Origin of the sequence: Streptomyces sp. DH41 (assembly GCF_029813785.1) — a bacterium.
GTDB lineage: Bacteria > Actinomycetota > Actinomycetes > Streptomycetales > Streptomycetaceae > Streptomyces.
Genome location: NZ_JARVKY010000011.1, coordinates 60,450 through 79,081, shown reverse-complemented (window position 1 = coordinate 79,081; position 18,632 = coordinate 60,450). Strand labels below are relative to the sequence as shown.

Sequence of the window (18,632 nt, the reverse complement as noted above, 5' to 3'; positions counted from 1 at the left end):
CATGTCTACCTGCCGAGTTCGTTGTCAAGTGCTGCGAAGAGCTGGTCGTCGCTCGCCAGATCGATGTCGGCGTCGTCGGGGCCGCCGGCCACCGTCCGGAGCAGGCCGCGCAGCCGCGCGGCGTACGTTTCCGCCGGTCCGTCGCCGTCCGACGGGCCGGCGGCCGAGAGAGCGGCCTCGAGTGCGTCCAGGGCCGCCTGGACCGGGTCCGCCGTTTCGCCGACCAGTTCGCCTTGCAGATACGCGGCGATGGCCCGGGTGGTCGGGTGGTCGAAGACGAGCGTGCTGGGCAGCCGCAGTGCGGTGGCGGTGTTCAGCCTGTTGCGCAGTTCGACCGCGGTGAGGGAGTCGAGGCCCAGGTCCAGCAGCCCGCGCTGGACGTCGATCGTCCCGGGGGACGGGTGGGCGAGGACGATGCCGACCTGTTCCCTGACGAAGTCGAGTAGCAGCCGCTGTTGTTCTTCCCCGTTCAGGCCGGTGAGCCGCTGCGCCAGCGTGGTCGGTGCCGGAGCGGAGGCGGGCCGGCCGGCCCGGCGCTCGGTGCGCACCAGGTCCCGGTACAGCTCGGGCAGTGTGTCCCCGAGGCTGCGCAGTACCGCGAGGTCGAGGGCCACCGGGGCGAGTACCGGCCGGGTCACCGCATCGCCGCCGGGTCGTGGTGCTCCGGCTCCGGCCAGGACCGTGTCGAGGGCCGCGAGGGCCTGGTCGGTCGGCATCGGCAGGATCCCGTTGCGTGCGAGCCTGGCCCGGTCGGCACGGTCGAGGTCGTTCGCCATGCCGTCCTGCCACATGCCCCAGGCGAGGGACACGGCGGGCAGGCCCTCGGCGCGCCGGTGTGCGGCGAGCGCGTCCAGGAAGGTGTTGCCGGCGGCGTAGTTGGCCTGTCCGGCGTTGCCCACCAGGCCGGCGACGGAGGAGAAGAGGACGAAGTCCGTCAGCTCCAGTCCGGCGGTCAGTTCGTGCAGGTTCCAGGCGGCTTCCACCTTCGGCCGCAGGACCCGGGAGAGACTCTGCGGGCTCAAGGCCTCCAGCGTGGTGTCCTCGACGACTCCGGCCGCGTGCACGATCGCGGTGAGCGGGTGCGCGTCCGGGATCGAGGCGAGCAGGGCCGCCAGGGCGTCACGGTCGGCCGCGTCGCATGCCGCGACCCGTACCTCCGCACCGAGCTCCGTCAGTTCGGCGACGAGGTCCTGCGCCCCGCCCCGCCGGCTGGTGAGCAGCAGGCGGCGGGCGCCGCGGCCGGTCACCAGGTGCCGGGCGACCTGGGCTCCGAGCGCGCCGGTGCCGCCGGTGATCAGCACCGTGCGCTCCGGGTCGAACGCATCGCCGGCGTCCGGCATCCGCAACGGGTGCGGGACCTTGGCGAGCCTGGTCACGTAGACCTGTCCCTGGTGCAGTTCGAGCCGCGGCCGGGGGTCGGCCAGGGCCGCGGCCAGCAGCTCGCGGCCGGCCGGCAGGCCGTCCGTGATCACGTGCTGGAAACGTCCCGGGTGTTCCGACTCGGCGGTCCGCATCAGCCCGGACAGCGCGCTGTGCGCCAGTTCCCCGGTGCTCACCACGGCGAGCCGCGCTCCGGCCGGCGCGTCGGAGGCGAGCCACTGCCGCAGGACCGCCAGCACTTCCTGAGTGACCCGGCCGGTCTCGTGCACGGGGGCCGGGCGTACCGGAAGGACGACGACGTCGGGTGCGGCCGCGCCGCCGGCCGCCGCGGCGGCCAGCCCGGCGAGGTCGGCGTAGTGCTGGGCGGCGAGTCCGAGGTCGGCCTCGCCGAGGACCACGATGCTCGTGGCGCCGCCGGCGGAGAGTTCCGTACCGGCCCGCTCCACCGCGTACACGTGCCGGCCGGAAGGGTGGGTCAGCGCGGTCCCCGCCGGCAGGGCCCGCAGGGCGAGCGAGGCGACGGTGGCCACCGGCGCGCCCGTCTCGTCGGCGATGTCGACCGCGACCGTTGCGTCCGGGCCGGCGGACAGCTTGACCCGCAGGGTGCCGGTGCCGCTCCGGGCCCCGGTCAGCTGGACGCCGCCGAAGGAGAAGGGCAGCCGGAGCTCGGCCGACTCCTCCAGGAGCAGTGCGTGCAGCGCGGCGTCGAACAGTGCCGGGTGCAGGGCGAATCCGTCGGGGTCGGCGGACGGCCGTACCTCGGCGTAGAGGTCGTCGCCCGCCCGCCATGCCGCTTGGAGGCCCTGGAAGGCGGGGCCGTAGCCGTAGCCCTGGTCGGCGAGGCGGTCGTACAGGTCCTCGACCGGCTGGGGTTCGGCGCCGGCCGGAGGCCAGGACGCGAGGTCGGGTTCGGGGACGGCGGGAACGGCGGCCATCACGGTTCCGGTGGCGTGCCGGTTCCAGACGCTGCCTTCCTGTTCTCCGCGGGAGTGGACGGCGATGGGCCTGCGGCCGTCCGCGTCGGGGCCGCCGACGGTGATCTGGAGCTGGAGCGCGCCCTCGTCGGGGAGGACCAGGGGCGCCTGGAGGGCGAGTTCCTCCAGGTGCTCGCAGCCGAGCGCGGCGCCCGCGTGGAGCGCGAGTTCCACCAGGGCCGTGCCAGGAACCAGCGGCGTGCCGGCGACGGCGTGGTCGGCGAACCAGGTGTGGTCGCGGGCCGAGAGCCGGCCGGTGAACAGGACGCCGTCGGAGTCGGCGAGCGGCACCGCGGCCCCGAGCAGCGGGTGCCGGGCGGAGTCGAGTCCGGCCGAGGTGACGTCGCCGCCGCCGGGCCCTTCCGTGAGCCAGTAACGCCGGCGCTGGAAGGGGTAGGTCGGCAGGTCCGCGGCGGGTCCGGCGTTCTCGCCGAACAGCGCGCGCCAGTGGACCGGCACGCCCCGTACGTGGGCGTGGGCCAGGGCGGTGACGGCGGTGTGCGGCTCATGGCGCCCGCCGCGCAGCACCGGGACCAGAAGCGATCCCGCGTCGAGGAAGTCCTGCCCCATCGCGCTGAGCACACCGTCGGGGCCGAGTTCCATGAAGGTCCGTACGCCTTCGGCCTCCAGGGCGCGTGCCGCGTCCAGGAAGCGCACGGGCCGGCGGACGTGCCGGACCCAGTACTCGGGCGTGGTCAGTTCCCCGGCGCCGACCGGCTGCCCGGTCAGGGTGGAGATGACAGGGATGGTGGGCGCGGCGAACGTGAGCCCCTTGGCGACCGTCTGGAACTCGTCCAGCATCGCGTCCATGTGCGGGGAGTGGAAGGCGTGGCTGACGCGCAGCCGCTTGGTCCTGCGCCCCCGGGCCGAGAGTTCGGCGCCGACGGACTCGACGGCTTGCGCGTCGCCCGAGAGCACCACGGAGACGGGGCCGTTGACGGCGGCGATGGCCAGCAGGTCCTCCCGTCCGTCGAGCAGCGGCAGCACCTCCTGCTCCCCGGCCTGTACGGCGAGCATCGCGCCGCCGCCGGGCAGTGCCTGCATCAGCCGGCCGCGGGCCGCGACGAGCTGCGCCGCGTCCGCCGGCGAGAGGACGCCGGCGACGTGCGCGGCGGCCAGCTCACCGATGGAGTGACCCACGAGGAAGTCCGGCCGTACGCCCCAGTCCTCGAGGAGCCGGAAGAGCGCGACCTCGGTGGCGAACAGGGCGGGCTGCGCGAAGCCGGTCTGGTCCAGCGGCGCCGGGTCCTCGCCGAAGAGGATGTCGAGCAGTGGCTCCTCCAGCCATGGGTCGAGCTCCGCGCACACGGCGTCCAGGGCCTGGGCGTAGGCGGGGTAGGCGGTGTACAGCTCCCGGCCCATGCCGAGCCGCTGGCTGCCCTGGCCGGTGAACAGGAAGGCGGTGCGGCCGTCCACGGGTGTTCCCCGCACGGTCGGTGCCGCGAGTGCGTCGACCGCTTCGGCGGTGGTGGCGGCCACCACCACGGCACGGTGCGGGAGGACGGCTCGTCCGACGGCCAGGGTCCGGCCCGTCGATGCCAGGTCCCGCGGCCCGGCCTCGGCGAGCACCGCGCCCACCTGGTCGGCCTGTGCCAGCAGGGCCGCGTCATTGTGCCCGGACAGCAGCAGCGGCACGACCGGCATCGGCTCGGCCGGCGGGACCGTCCCCTCGGCCGGCGGCTGCTCCACGATGACGTGGGCGTTGGTGCCGCTGATGCCGAAGGAGGACACGCCCGCCCGCCGCGGCCGCTCGGTCCCGGGCCACGGCACCGCCTCGGTGAGCAGTTCCACCTCGCCCGAGGACCAGTCCACGTGCGTGCTGGGCTCGTCGATGTGGAGGCTCTTGGGGAGCACTCCGTGCTCCATCGCCTTGACCATCTTGATGACGCCGGCCACACCGGCGGCGGCCTGGGAGTGCCCGATGTTGGACTTCAGGGAGCCCATCAGGAGGGGGGACGTGCGCGCCTGCCCGTAGGTGGCGAGTACGGCCCGGGCCTCGATCGGGTCGCCCAGCGTGGTGCCGGTGCCGTGGGCCTCCAGCGCGTCGACGTCCGCGGTGGTCAGGCCCGCGTTGGCCAGCGCCTGGCGGATCACCCGTTCCTGGGAGGGGCCGTTGGGGGCGGTGAGGCCGTTGCTCGCGCCGTCCTGGTTGACGGCGGTTCCGCGGATCACGCCGAGGATCCGGCGGCCGTTGCGCCGGGCGTCGGAGAGCCGCTCCAGCAGGAGGATTCCGGCGCCTTCGGCCCAGGCCGCACCGTCCGCCTGCGCGGAGAAGGGCTTGCACCGGCCGTCCGGTGCCAGGCCGCGCTGCCGGCTGAACTCGACGAACAGGGTGGGCGCGGCCAGCACGGTCACGCCGCCGGCCAGGGCCAGCCCGCATTCGCCGTTGCGCAGTGCCTGGGCGGCGAGGTGGATGGAGACGAGCGAGGAGGAGCAGGCGGTGTCGACGGTGATCGCCGGGCCCTGCAGGCCGAAGGTGTAGGCGATGCGGCCGGAGGCGACACTGACCGTGCTGCCGACCGACAGGTAGCCCTCCATCCCTTCGGGGGTGTCCTTCAGGCGTGCCGCGTAGTCGTTGGCCATGACGCCGGCGAACACACCGGTCTGGGTGCCCTTGAGGGAGGTGGGGTCGATGCCCGCGCGCTCGAAGGCCTCCCAGCAGATCTCCAGCAGGAGCCGCTGCTGAGGGTCGATGGCGGTGGCCTCCCGCGCGCTGACCCCGAAGAGTTCGGGGTCGAACTGCGGAGCCCCGTAGAGGAATCCGCCGTGCCGGGTGTACGAGGTGCCCGCGTGGTCGGGGTCCGTGTCGTACAGGCTCTCCAGATCCCAGCCGCGGTCGGTCGGGAACGGGCCGATGGCGTCCCGCTCGTCGGACAGCAGTGCCCAAAGCTCCTCCGGGGAGCCGACCTCGCCCGGGTAGCGGCAGGCCATCGCGACGATCGCGATCGGCTCGTCGCGGGCGCCGACAGCCGGTCCGGCCTCGACCGGTTCGGCGGCCGAGCCCAGCAGTTCGGTCCGCAGGAAGCCGGCCAGCTCGCTGGTGTTCGGGTGGTCGAACGCCAGCGTCGCGGGCAGCTTCAGGCCCGCGGCCGCGTTCAGCCGGTTGCGGAGTTCCACCGCCTTGAGCGAGTCGAAGCCCAGCTCGCTGAAGGCCCGGCCGGGCGCGACCTGCTCGGCGTCGGTGTGCCCCAGTACGGAGGCCACCACGCCGCGGACCAGTTCGAGGATCGCGCGCTCCTGGTCCTGGGGAGCCAGGGGCGCCAGGCGTTCACGGAGGGTGTTCCCGCCCGGCTGTGCGCCGGCGGCGGCGCGCCGCACCAGACGCACCAGGCCGTGGAAGAGCGCGGGCAGCGTGCCGTCCTCGTTCCGGGCCCGCAGTCCGGTGTGGTCGAGGAACGCCGGGACGAGCACCGGCCGGCGGGTGGCGAGGGCCGCGTCGAACAGTGCGAGGCCCTGCTCGCTGCCGATGGGGGCGATGCCGCCCCGGGACATGCGGGCGAGGTCGGCGTCGGTCAGGTGACCGGTCATCCCGCTGCCCTCGGCCCACAGGCCCCAGGCCAGCGACGTACCGGGCAGGCCCAGGGCCTGGCGGTGTTGCGCGAGGGCGTCCAGATAGGTGTTGGCCGCGGCGTAGTTGGCCTGTCCCGCGGTGCCGACCGTACCGGCCAACGAGGAGAACAGGACGAACGCGTCCAAGTCCAGGTCGGCCGTCAGCTCGTGCAGATGCCGTGCGGCATCGACCTTGGGGCGCAGGACGGTGTCGAGCTGCTCGGCCGTGAGGGCGTGCAGGGTGCCGTCGTCGAGGACGCCGGCGGTGTGCAGGACCGCGGTGAGCGGGTGCGATGAGGGGATCGCGTCCAGCATTGCGGCGACCGACGTGCGGTCGGCCGTGTCACAGGCGACCACGGACACGTGGGCACCGTGGGCCGTGAGTTCGGCCTCCAGCTCGAGCATGCCCGCCGCGTCCCGGCCCCGGCGGCTCGCCAGCAGCAGATGCCGTACGCCGTGTCCGGCGACGAGGTGGCGGGCGAAGAGCTGCCCCAGGGTGCCGGTGGCGCCCGTGACGAGGACGGTGCCCTCGGGGTTCAGGGCGGGCACGGTGCCGTCCGTCTTGGGCGACTTGACCAGCCGCGGTACGAACAGGGCCCCGTTCCGCAGGCTCACCTGCGCCTCCGGTACGGCCAGTGCACGGCCGAGCTCGGCCTCGGAGGGGTCCCGGTCCGTCAGGTCCAGCAGGCCGAACCGGTCGGGGTGCTCGGTCATGGCGGTACGCACAAGACCCCAGACGGGGGCCGACGCGAGTCCGGCCTCCGTGCGGGCGGTGGTTGCGTCGCGGGTCAGGAAGACCAGGCGCGAGTCGGCGAACCGGTCCTCGGCGAGCCATTCCTGGGCCAGCCGCAGGGCCCGGTGTGCCACGGCGCCGGGGCCGTCCTCACCCGAGAAGGGGACCACGACCAGCGGCGGGTCTCCGACGATGCCGGCGAGGTCCGAGTAGCTGCCCGCAGGGGCGGGCAGACCGTGGCCGCGGTCGTCGAGGACGGCCCACCCCGCGGCCGGGGCGGCCTCGGGGGCGGCCGTCCACTCCACCTGGAGCACCGGCCGGCGGGACGTGCCCGGGCCGGTCAGCTGCGCGGGGTCCACGGCCCGCAGGCTGAGCGTCCTCACCGACGCGATCGGCGCTCCGCCCGTGTCGGCGAGGGACAGGGCGGCACCCGAGCCTTCCGGGGTGATCCGTACGCGCAACACGCCGGCGTTCACCGCGTGCAGCCGAACGCCGGTCCAGGCGAACGGCAGCACCAGGCGGCCGTCCTCCGCGAGCGCCAGCGGGTGCAGGGCGGCGTCGAGGAGGGCCGGGTGGATCCCGAACTCTCCCGGGGAGACCTCCTTTGGGAGCGCGACCTCGGCGAACGTCTCCTGGCCGGTGCGCCACATCGCCCGCAGGCCCTGGAAGGCGGGCCCGTACTGGAAGCCCCGCTCGGCGAGCGTGTCGTACGCCGCCGTCAGGTCGACCGGCTCGGCGCCGGCCGGGGGCCAGGCGGTGTCCGCCGGTACGCCGGCAGGTCCTTCCGCGTGGCCCAGTACGCCGGTGGCGTGGAGGGTCCACGGGTGGATCAGGGCGTCGTCGGAGTCGGGCTCCGGGCGGGAGTGCACCGACAGGGCGCGCCGGCCCTCCTCGTCCGGGGCGTCCACGACGACCTGGAGCTGTACCGCGCCGCGGCCGGACAGCACCAGCGGTGCCTGGAGGGTCAGTTCGTCGAGCTGGTCGAGGCCGACGTGGTCACCCGCCCGGATGGCGAGGTCCACGAACGCGGTGCCGGGGAGCAGCACGGTGTCGGCCACGGCGTGGTCGGCCAGCCAGGGGTGCGTGTTCAGGGCGATCCTGCCGCTCAGGAGCAGCTTGTCCGCGTCGGCCGGCCAGAGCGCGGCGCCGACGAGCGGGTGCCGCTCTGCGGCCATGCCGAGCCCGCCCGCGTCCCCGGCCGGCGCCGGGCCCTCCAGCCAGTGGCGCTGGCGCTGGAAGGGGTAGGTCGGCAGGGCGACGACCGCGCCGGGGCCGCCCAGCACGGCAGTCCAGTCGAGCGGAGCGCCCGAGACGTGCGCCTGCGCCGCGGAGGCGAGGAAATCGTCGAGTCCACCTTCGTCACGGTGGAGCGAGGGCACGGTGACGGCGCTGTCGTAGGACGTGTCGTCGATCGTCTCCTGGAGCGCGATGGTCAGCACCGGGTGGGCGCTGGCCTCGATGAAGACGCGGTGGCCCTGATCGAGCAGGGTCCGGGTGGCCTCCTCCAGATGGACGGTCCTGCGCAGGTTGTGGAACCAGTAGGCGCCGTCGAGCTCCGTGCCCTCCAGCGGCTGACCGGTGACGGTGGAGAGGAAGGGCACCTCGGCGGCGCGCGGAGTGAGCGAGGACAGGGCGTCGAGAAGCTCGTCCCGCAGGCTTTCGACGTGCGCGGAGTGGGAGGCGTAGTCGACCGGAATGCGCTTGGCGCGCGTCCTGCTGCCCTTGCAGTGGGCGACCAACTCCTCGAGAGCGGGCACCTCTCCGGCGACCACCACAGAACGCGGGCCGTTGTGTGCGGCGATGTCGATGGCGCCGTCCCAGCGGGTGATGAGTTCGCGGACGTCGTCGGCGGGCAGGGCCACCGAGACCATCCCGCCCGTACCCGCCAGCTTCACGATCGCCCGGCTGCGCAGCGCCACGACCTTCGCCGCGTCGTCCAGCGACAGCGCGCCGGACACTGCGGCCGCCGCGATCTCGCCCTGCGAGTGGCCGATCACCGCGTCCGGCTCGATGCCCACCGAACGCCACAGCGCGGCCAGGGACACCATCACGGCCCACAGCGCCGGCTGCACCACGTCCACCCGGTCGAATCCGGGCGCGCCCTCCACACCACGCAGGACGTCCAGCAGAGACCAGTTCGTGAACGGCGCCAGCGCCCGCTCGCATTCCACGAGCCGGGCGGCGAACACCGGGGAGGAGTCGAAGAGTTCCAGGGCCATGCCCTGCCACTGCGAGCCCTGTCCCGGGAACACGAACACCGTCTTGCCCGCGTCCGTGGCCGTGCCCTGCACCAGGTTCGGCGCGGTCCCGCCCGAGGCCAGTGCGTCGAGGCCTGCCAGCAGTTCGTTCCGGTCGGCACCCGAGACCGTCGCCCGCAGGGGGAGGTGCGGGACGCGGGTGGCGAGAGCCGACGCCAGCCGCGCGGGGGCGGCGCTCTCCGAGGCCAGCAGCTCGCGTATCTGGCCGGCCCGGGCCGCCAGGGCCGCCTCGCTCTTCGCCGAGACCACCAGCGGAAGCCCCGCCACCGCGGGCTCACCGGCCACGACCGGCTCCGGGCCCTGTTCCAGGACCACATGCGCGTTCGTACCGCTGATGCCGAACGAGGAAACGGCCGCGCGGCGCGGACGCGCCACCTTTGGCCAGGCCCGATGCTCGGTGACCAGCTCCACCGCACCGGTCGACCAGTCGACGTGCGGCGTCGGCTCGTCCACGTGCAGCGTCGCCGGGAGCTCCGCGTGACGCATCGCCATCAGCATCTTGATGATGCCCGCGACGCCGGCGGCGGCCTGGGTGTGACCGATGTTCGACTTGATCGATCCCAGGCGCAGCGGCTCGCCGCGGTCCTGGCCGTAGGTGGCCAGCAGCGCGTTGGCCTCGATCGGGTCACCGAGCCGGGTGCCGGTGCCGTGCGCCTCGATCGCGTCCACCTCGTGCGGGGCGAGGCGGGCGTTGGCGAGGGCCTGGCGGATGACGCGTTCCTGGGAGGGGCCGTTGGGGGCGGTGAGGCCGTTGCTCGCACCGTCCTGGTTGACCGCGGAACCACGGATCACACCGAGGACGTGGTGCCCGAGCCGCTGGGCGTCCGACAGACGCTCCAGCACCAGCATGCCCGCGCCCTCGCCCCAGCCCGTACCGTCCGCCGAAGCGGCGAACGACTTGCAGGTCCCGTCCGGCGACAGACCGCGTTGACGTGAGAACTCGACGAAGGTCGTCGGCGTGGACATCACGGTGACACCGCCGGCGAGTGCCATCGAGCACTCGCCCTGGCGCAGCGCCTGAGCGGCCAGGTGGACCGCCACCAGCGAGGAGGAGCATGCCGTGTCCAGAGTCACCGCCGGTCCCTCGAGTCCGAAGGTGTAGGAGACCCGGCCCGACAGGACGCTCGCGATCGTGCCCGTCAGCAGGTGCCCCTCGAAGCCCTCCGGAGCGCTCGCCAGCCGCGACCCGTAGTCGTTGTACATCACACCCGCGTAGACACCGGTCGAGGAGCCGCGCAGCGCGGCGGGGTCGATTCCCGCCCGCTCCAGCGCCTCCCACGCGACCTCGAGCAGCACACGCTGCTGCGGGTCGGTCGCGATCGCCTCACGCGGACTCAGGCCGAAGAACTCGGCGTCGAAATCCGCGGCGTCGTGGAGGAATCCGCCCTTGCGCGTGTACGACTTGCCGATCTTCTCGGGGTCCGGGTCGAAGAGGCCTTCCACGTCCCAGCCGCGGTCGGACGGGAAGTCGCCGATCGCGTCCCGGCCCTCTGCCACGAGCCGCCACAGGTCCTCCGGTGAGGAGACCCCGCCCGGGTAACGGCAGCCCATACCGACCACGGCGATCGGCTCGTCCAGTCCCGGGGCGTGGGCGGCCACCGACGGGACGGCGGCGGCTCCGGTCGCGTCGAGCCGGTCCAGCAGGAAGTCCGCCACCGCCTGGGGCGACGGGTGGTCGAACACGAGGGTGGTGGGCAGCCGCAGCCCGGTCACCGAGCCCAGCCGGTTGCGCAGTTCGACACCCGTGAGGGAGTCGAAGCCGGTGTCCTTGAACGCCTTGGCCGGGTCCATGCCGGCGTCGGCCCCGTGCCCGAGGACCAGCCCGACGGTCTCCCGTACGGTCTGGAGCACGGCCTGCGCCCGTTCCTCAGCGGGCAGTGCGCTCATCCGCCGGCCCCAGGACGAGTCGGCGCTGCGGTCGGTGCCTGCCGCCTGCCGGCGGCGGACGCGGACCAGGCCGGTGAACAGCTCGGGCAGCGTGTTCTCCTCGCCCAGGGCGCGCAGGGCGCCCAGGTCGAATTCGGCAGGGACCAGCAGCGGCTCCGTCGAGGGGAGCGCCGCGTCGAACAGGTCGAGCCCCAGTTCCGGGGTCAGCGGGACGATGCCACTCCGCTTCCAGCGCGCGACGTCGGCGTCCGCGAGCGTTCCGGCCATGCCGTCGGCGCTGTCCCACAGGCTCCACGCGAGGGAGGTGGCAGGCAGGTTCCGGGCATGGCGGTGCTGCGCGAGGGCGTCGAGGAAGGTGTTCGCGGCCGCGTAGTTGGTCTGGCCGGCGTTGCCCATGAGTCCCGCGATGGACGAGAACATGACGAACGAGGTGAGGGCGAGGGACTCGGTGAGGCGGTGGAGGTTCCAGGCCGCGTCCACCTTCGGGCGCATCACCCGCTCCAGCTGACCGGCCGACAGGGAGGCGACCGTCGCGTCGTCCAGGACACCCGCCGTGTGCACCACGGCGGTCAGCGGACGCTCGGCCGCGACCTCGTCCAGCAGACCCGCCAGCGCGTCGAAGTCCGACACGTCGCACGCCGCCACCCGGGCGCGCGCGCCCGACTCCGCCAGCTCCGCCACGAACTCGGCGGCGCCCGGGGTCTCGGCACCTCGACGCGACACCAGCAGCAGATGCCGCGCACCGTGATGCGTCACCAGACGGCGCGCCACCAGGCGGCCCAACGTGCCCAGAGCGCCGGTCACCAGGACCGTGCCCTCCGGGTCCAGGCCCCTCACCGTCTTCGTCACGGCACCCGCGGCGCGCGCCAGACGCGGCACGAACAACCCGCCGCCGCGCACCGCCACCTCGGGCTCGCCGGACGCCAGCGCGGCGGGGAGCAGCTCCTCACCGTCCTCATCCACGTGGACGAGGACCAGTCGGCCCGGCTGCTCGGACTGCGCGGTACGGATCAGGCCCACGAGCGGGGCCGTGTGCAGCGCACCGTCCGGTACGACGAGGACGAGGCGGCTGTCCGCGAACTGCGGGGCGGCCAGCCAGTCCTGGACCGCCTCGAGCCCGCGCGCCGCCGTGGCGTGGGTCCGGGCGAGCTCGTCACCGGTGGTGCTTGTGGCGAGCTGCTTCTCGCCGATCACCACGAACTCCGCCGCGGTGGCCCCTGTGTCGACCGCGGCGCCGAGCGCGGCGAGGTCGGTGCAGGGCGCCTCGCCGAGCCGGACCCACCGCTGGTCGGCGACCGGCTCGGCCGCTGGGACGGCCTCCCAGGCCATCCGGTACAAAGACTCCACGGCCGGGCTGACGACGGCGAGCTGATCGCGGGCGATCGGCCGCAGGGCGACCGACTCGATCGCCGCCACAGGGGCGCCGGTGCCGTCGGCCAGAACGAGACGGGCCGTGTCCTGGCCGGTGCGGGTCCAGCGGACGCGCAGCACCGTGGCGCCGACCGCGTGCAGCGCGAAGCCGGAGAACGAGAACGGCAGACGGATCGTGCTGTCGTCCTGCGCCGAGTCCGCGGCCTCGAGGACGAGAGGGTGCAGGACCGCGTCGAGGAGGGCGGGATGCGCGCCGAAGCGCGCGGCCTCGGTGCGGAGCTGGTCGGGCAGGACGACCTCGGCGAAGATGTCGTCGCCTGCGCGCCAGGCGGCGCGCAGGCCGTGGAAGGCCGGCCCGTAGCCGTAGCCCAGGTCGTCGAGGCGGTCGTAGACGCCGTCCACGGGGACGGGGGTGGCTTCGGCCGGCGGCCACTGGCTCAGGGAGACGCCCGGCGAGGGGACGGAGGGAGTGAGCAGGCCGGCCGCGTGGCCGGTCCACGGCTCTTCGCCGGTCCGCGCGTACACGGTGAACCGACGATCGCCGCGCGCGTCGGCCCGGTCGACGGTCAGCCGCAGCTGGGTTCCCGTCTTCTCCGAGAGGATCAGGGGTGCCTGGAGGGTGAGTTCCTCGACGGTGGCATGACCCAGGTGCTCGGCCGCGGTGCCCGCGAGCTCCAGGAACACCGTCCCCGGGACCAGGACCGTCCCGCCGATCGCGTGGTCGGCCAGCCAGGGATGCGAGGACAACGACACCGAGGCCGAGAACTGCACGGCATCGCCATCGGGGTCCGTGATCGCCGCGGCCAGCATCGGGTGGGTCACAGCCGTCAGGCCCAGGCCCGCCGCGTCACCGGAACGCGGTGCGTCCAGCCAGAAGCGCTCACGCTGAAAGGCGTACGTGGGCAGCTCCACCACACCGGAGCCCGGCAGGAACCCCTCCCAGTCCACGCCCACGCCATGCGCGTGCACAGTGCCCAGGGCGCCGAGGAGGGAACGCTTCTCGGCCCGGTCCTTGCGCAGCAGCGGGACCACGACGATGCCGTCGGCGTCGGCCAGGCACTCGCCCGTCAGACCCGCGAGTGTCCCGTCGGGGCCCAGCTCCAGGAACGCCGTCACACCAAGGTCGGCCAGCGTGGCCATGCCGTCGGCGAAACGGACCGCCGATCGGGCCTGGACCGCCCAGTACTCGGCGGTGAACTCCTCGATCACCTCACCTGTGACGTTCGAGACGACCGGGATCCGGGGAGCCGCATGGGTCAGGGTCCGGGCGACCTCGGTGAGCTCCGCCAGCATTCCGTCCAGGTGCGCGGAGTGGAAGGCGTGGCTCACCTTCAGCCGGGTCGCCTTCACGCCCTCCCCGCGCGCCAGCTCCAGGACGTCGAGCACGGCCGGTTCGTCACCCGAGATCACCGTGCTGGCGGGGCTGTTGACGCCGGCCACCTCCACCCCGGAACGGCCCTGGAGCCACCCCGCAACACGCGCCTCATCCGCGTTCAGGGCGACCATCGCCCCGCCCTGAGCGACGCCGTTCATCAGACGGGCCCGGGCACACACCAGACGCGCCGCGTCCTCGAGCGACAGCACACCCGCCGCATGGGCCGCCGCCAGCTCACCAACCGAATGACCCACCAGATAGTCCGGGGTCACTCCGTGATGGGACAGCAGCCGGAACAGGGCCACCTCGATCGCGAACAACGCCGGCTGAGTGAACGCCGTCCGCTGGAGCAGCTCCGGCTCGTCCTCGATCACCCCGGCGAGCGACCGGTCCAAGTGGACGTCCAGCGCCGCGACGACCTCGTCGAACGCGGCCGCGAAGACCGGCTCCGCCGCGTACAGCTCACGGCCCATGCCCAGGCGCTGACTGCCCTGGCCCGAGAACAGGAACGCGACGGAACCCGTCGAGACGGGCTCGCCCGGCGTCAGCGCCCGCAGAGCGTCGAGGAGTTCCTCACGGGTTTCCCCCACGAGCACGGCACGGTGTTCGAAACGAGCACGCGACAAGGCCAGCGAACGGCCCACGCTCACGGCGTCGAGCTCCGGCCGGTCCTCCAGGAACGACACCAGCCGGTCCGCCTGCTCCGACAGCGCGGCCCCGGACCTGCCCGACACCACCCACGGCACCGGACCCGGCACCGCCGGCTCCTCCAACGGGGCTTCGGTCTTCGTGGCCTGCTCGACGATGAGGTGGGCGTTGGTCCCGCTGATACCGAAGGACGAGACGCCCGCCCGGCGCGGACGGCCGAGCTCCGGCCACTCATGCGCCTGCGTCAGCAGCTCGACCGCGCCGGCCGACCAGGCGACGTGCGAAGTCGGCTCGTCCACGTGCAGCGTGGCAGGGAGAACCCCGTTACGCATCGCCATGACCATCTTGATCACGCCCGCGACACCCGCCGCGGCCTGCGTGTGACCGATGTTCGACTTCAGCGAGCCGAGGCGGAGCGGCACCTCGCGGTCCTGGCCGTAGGTCGCCAGCAGCGCCTGCGCCTCGATCGGGTCGCCGAGCTTGGTGCCGGTGCCGTGCGCCTCGACCGCGTCCACCTCGGACGCCGCCAGGCGGGCGTCGGCGAGCGCGGCGCGGATGACCCGCTCCTGCGAGGGCCCGTTCGGCGCCGTCAGGCCGTTGCTCGCACCGTCCTGGTTCACGGCGGAGCCACGGATCACCGCGAGCACCCGGTGCCCGTTGCGCTCCGCGTCCGACAGCCGTTCCAGCACCAGCAGCCCCACGCCCTCGGCCCACCCGGTGCCGTCCGCCGACGAGGAGAACGCCTTGCAGCGTCCGTCCGGCGACAGCCCGCGCTGCCGGGAGAACTCCACGAACATGCCGGGTGTGGCCATGACGGACACACCGCCGGCGAGGGCCACGGAGGACTCGCCCCGGCGCAGGGACTGCGCGGCGAGGTGAAGCGCGACGAGCGAGGACGAACAGGCGGTGTCGACCGTCACCGCCGGCCCCTGCAGACCGAAGGTGTAGGACAGCCGGCCCGAGGCCACACTGGCGGTGTTGCCCGTCAGCAGGTAGCCGTCGTGTCCGTCGGACGGCTCGTGCAGCCGCGGCCCGTACTCCTGCGCCGTCGCGCCCACGTACACGCCGGTACGGGTGCCGCGCAGCGCGGCGGGGTCCATGCCCGCCTGTTCGAAGGCCTCCCAGGCCGTCTCGAGGAGCAGCCGCTGCTGGGGTTCCATCGCGGCTGCCTCGCGGGGGCTGATGCCGAAGAACTCGGCATCGAACCGGTCAGCGTCGTGCAGGAAGCCGCCTTGGGCGGCGTAGGTCTTGCCGGGGCTGTCCGGATCGGGGGTGAAGAGGGAATCGAGGTCCCAGCCGCGGTTGGTCGGGAATCCGCCGACCGCGTCGGCCTCCCTGCTGACCAGGCGCCACAGGTCCTCCGCGGAGGCGACTCCGCCCGGCAGCCGACATGCCATGCCCACGATGGCGATCGGCTCGTCAAGGGCGGTGGCCTCATACGCGGCGTCATCCCGGCCCTGGCTCCGGTCCGGGCCGTGGAGCCGACCGTCGAGGTGTTCGGCGAGTCTGGCCGGGGTCGGGTAGTCGAAGAGGAGGCTGGAAGGCAGCGAGAGCCCGGTGGCTGCGTTCAGCGCGTTCCGCAGTTCGACGGCCGAGAGGGAGTCGAAGCCCGCTTCCTTGAAGGTCGTGTCGACGTCCACGTCGCGCGCCGATCCGTGGCCGAGCACCGCCGCTGCGTGCGCACGCACCAGTTCCAGCGTGTCGCCTCGCGTGACCTGCTTCGAACTGCTCTGCCCTGTCGCGTCGGTACGGACCTGGACGGGGCCCTTCGCCGAACCGTCCAGCCAGAAGCGCCGGCGCTGGAAGGCATATGTCGGCAGCTCGACCAGAGCGGAACCCGGCAGGAGCCGCTTCCAGTCGACGTCCACACCATGTGCGTGCACCGCGCCCAGGGCAGCGAGGAGGGAACGCTTCCCGGCACGGTCCCCGCGCAGCACCGGAACCATGACCCTGCCCTCGGCATCCGCCAGGCACCCACTCGCCAGACCCGCAAGCGTCCCGTCCGGCCCCAGCTCCATGAACGCCGTCACACCAAGACCCGCCAGCGTCGCGACACCGTCGGCGAAGCGCACCGCCCGACGGGCCTGAACAGCCCAGTACTCGGCCGTGAACTCCTCGACCAGCTCGCCGGTCACATTCGAAACCACCGGAATCCGCGCAGGAGAATAGGTCAGAGTCCGGGCCACCTCGGTCAGCTCCGCCAGCACCCCGTCCAGATGCGCCGAGTGGAACGCATGACTCACCTTCAAACGAGTCGCCTTCACACCCTCCCCACGAGCCAGTTCCAAAACCTCGAGCACGGCCGCCTCGTCACCCGAGACCACCGTGTCGACAGGGCTGTTGACCCCCGCCACCTCCACACCCGAACGCCCCTCGAGCCACCCTCCGACGCGCTCCTCTCCCGCGTTCAGGGCCACCATCGCCCCACCCGCGGCGACCCCCTCCATCAGACGGGCCCGGGCACACACCAGACGCGCCGCGTCCTCGAGTGACAGCACACCCGCCACATGGGCCGCCGCCAGCTCACCCACCGAATGACCCAGCAGGTAATCCGGTGTCACCCCGTAATGCGACAGCAGCCGGAACAACGCCACCTCGACCGCGAACAACGCCGGCTGAGTGAATACCGTCCGCTCGAGCAGCCCCGCATCCCCCGCGATCACCCCGGCAAGCGAACGATCCACATACACGTCAAGAGCCGCGACCACCTCGTCGAACGCGGCCGCGAACACCGGCTCCGCCGCGTACAGCTCACGCCCCATCCCCACACGCTGACTACCCTGCCCGGAGAACAGGAACGCGAGCGCGCCGTCCTGCGCCGCACGACCCGTGACGACACCGGCCGCGGGCACGCCCTCGGCCAACGCCCGGGCTCCGGCCAGCAACTCCTCGCGAGTCTGGCCCACGACCACCGCGCGGTGATCGAAACGAGAACGCGTCACGCCGAGCGAGCGGCCGACCGCCGCGACGTCCAGCTCCGGACGCTCCTCCAGGAAGGACACCAGGCGATCCGCCTGGCCCGCCACGGCCTCGGCCGACCTGCCCGACACCACCCACGGCACCACGCCTGCGCCGGACTCGACGCCGGACGGTTCCTCCCGCGCCGCCGGCTCGGCGCGCCAGTCCGAGAGCACGACGTGACAGTTCGTACCGCCCATGCCGAACGAGCTGACACCCGCGTAGAGCGGCTCGTCCGGCCGCGGCCACGGCTCGCGGCCGCGCTGTACGGCGAGTTTCAACTGGTCGAGTGGAATGTCCGGGTTGGGGGTTTCGAAGTTCAGGCTCGGCACGAGCTCGCGGTGCCGGATGCAGAGTGCCGCCTTCAGCAAGCCGACGATGCCGGCGGCACCCTCAAGGTGTCCGACGTTGGTCTTGACCGATCCGACCCGCAGGTCGGCTCCGTCCACGCGGCCGTCGCCGAGCACCGCGCCCAGCGCCGACGCTTCGATCGGGTCGCCCAGCTTGGTACCCGTGCCGTGCAGCTCGACGTACTGCACCTGCTCGGCGGGCACCTCGGCACGCTCGTACGCCTGCCGCAGGACGTTCTGCTGGCCGGCCGGACTCGGCACGGTGAGACCCTCGGTCGTTCCGTCGTTGTTCATCGCGCTGCCGCGCAGCACGCAGTAGACCGGGTCGCCGTCCGCCACGGCGGCGTGCAGGGGCTTGAGCACCACGAAGGCGCCGCCCTCACCGCGTACGTATCCGTTCGCCCTCGCGTCGAAGGTGAAGCTGCGACCGTCCGGTGACAGCGCGCCGAACCGCTCCGCGCCGATGGTGCTGTCCGGTACCAGGTTGAGGTTGACACCGCCGGCGAGGGCCATGGCGGACTCGCCGCGGCGCAGGCTCTCGGCTGCCTGGTGCACAGCGACCAGTGAGGAGGACTGGCCGGTGTCCACGGCCGCGCTCGGTCCCTGCAGACCCAGGGTGTAGGAGATCCGGTTGGCGATGACGCCGCGGTTGAGTCCGGTCAGGGTGTGACGGGTGATGCCATCGGTCCCGTGCTGGTGCGTGAGGGCGGCGTAGTCGTCGGCGATGACACCGACGAAGACGCCGGTCCGGCTGTCGGCCAGATCGGACGGGCAGATCCTGGCGTCCTCCAAGGCCTCCCAGGCGAGTTCAAGCATCAGCCGCTGCTGCGGATCCATCGACGATGCCTCACGCGGACCGATGCCGAAGAAGCCGGCGTCGAAGCCGCTGACGTCCTCGAGGTAGCCGCCCGGTCGAGAGGGCAGTTCGGGGCGCCTCGCGGGAGGCGCGCCGATGGCACTGCGGCCGTCGCTCAGCAGTCGCCACAGCTGAGCGGGGTTCTCCGCGTGCGGCAGTCGGCAGGACATACCGACGACGGCGATCGCCTCTGTCGATACCGACATGTCCGCTTGGAATTCGGCCATGGTGGAGCTGCCCCCTGTTATGTTCGATGCTTGAACGGAGGAGTAGCACCCGCAGCTGTGTCGCGA

General features: G+C 73.1%; 1 protein-coding gene. It reads right to left on the bottom strand.

Translation table 11 applies throughout. The annotated features are described in order from the left end of the window. Positions 1–5 precede the first annotated feature (5 nt). Positions 6–18,545 carry a type I polyketide synthase gene (locus tag QC283_RS19395; protein ID WP_279562832.1) on the bottom strand — a complete coding sequence of 6,180 codons (18,540 nt, stop codon included), beginning with the start codon at positions 18,543–18,545 and terminating at the stop codon, positions 6–8. Positions 18,546–18,632 lie beyond the last annotated feature (87 nt).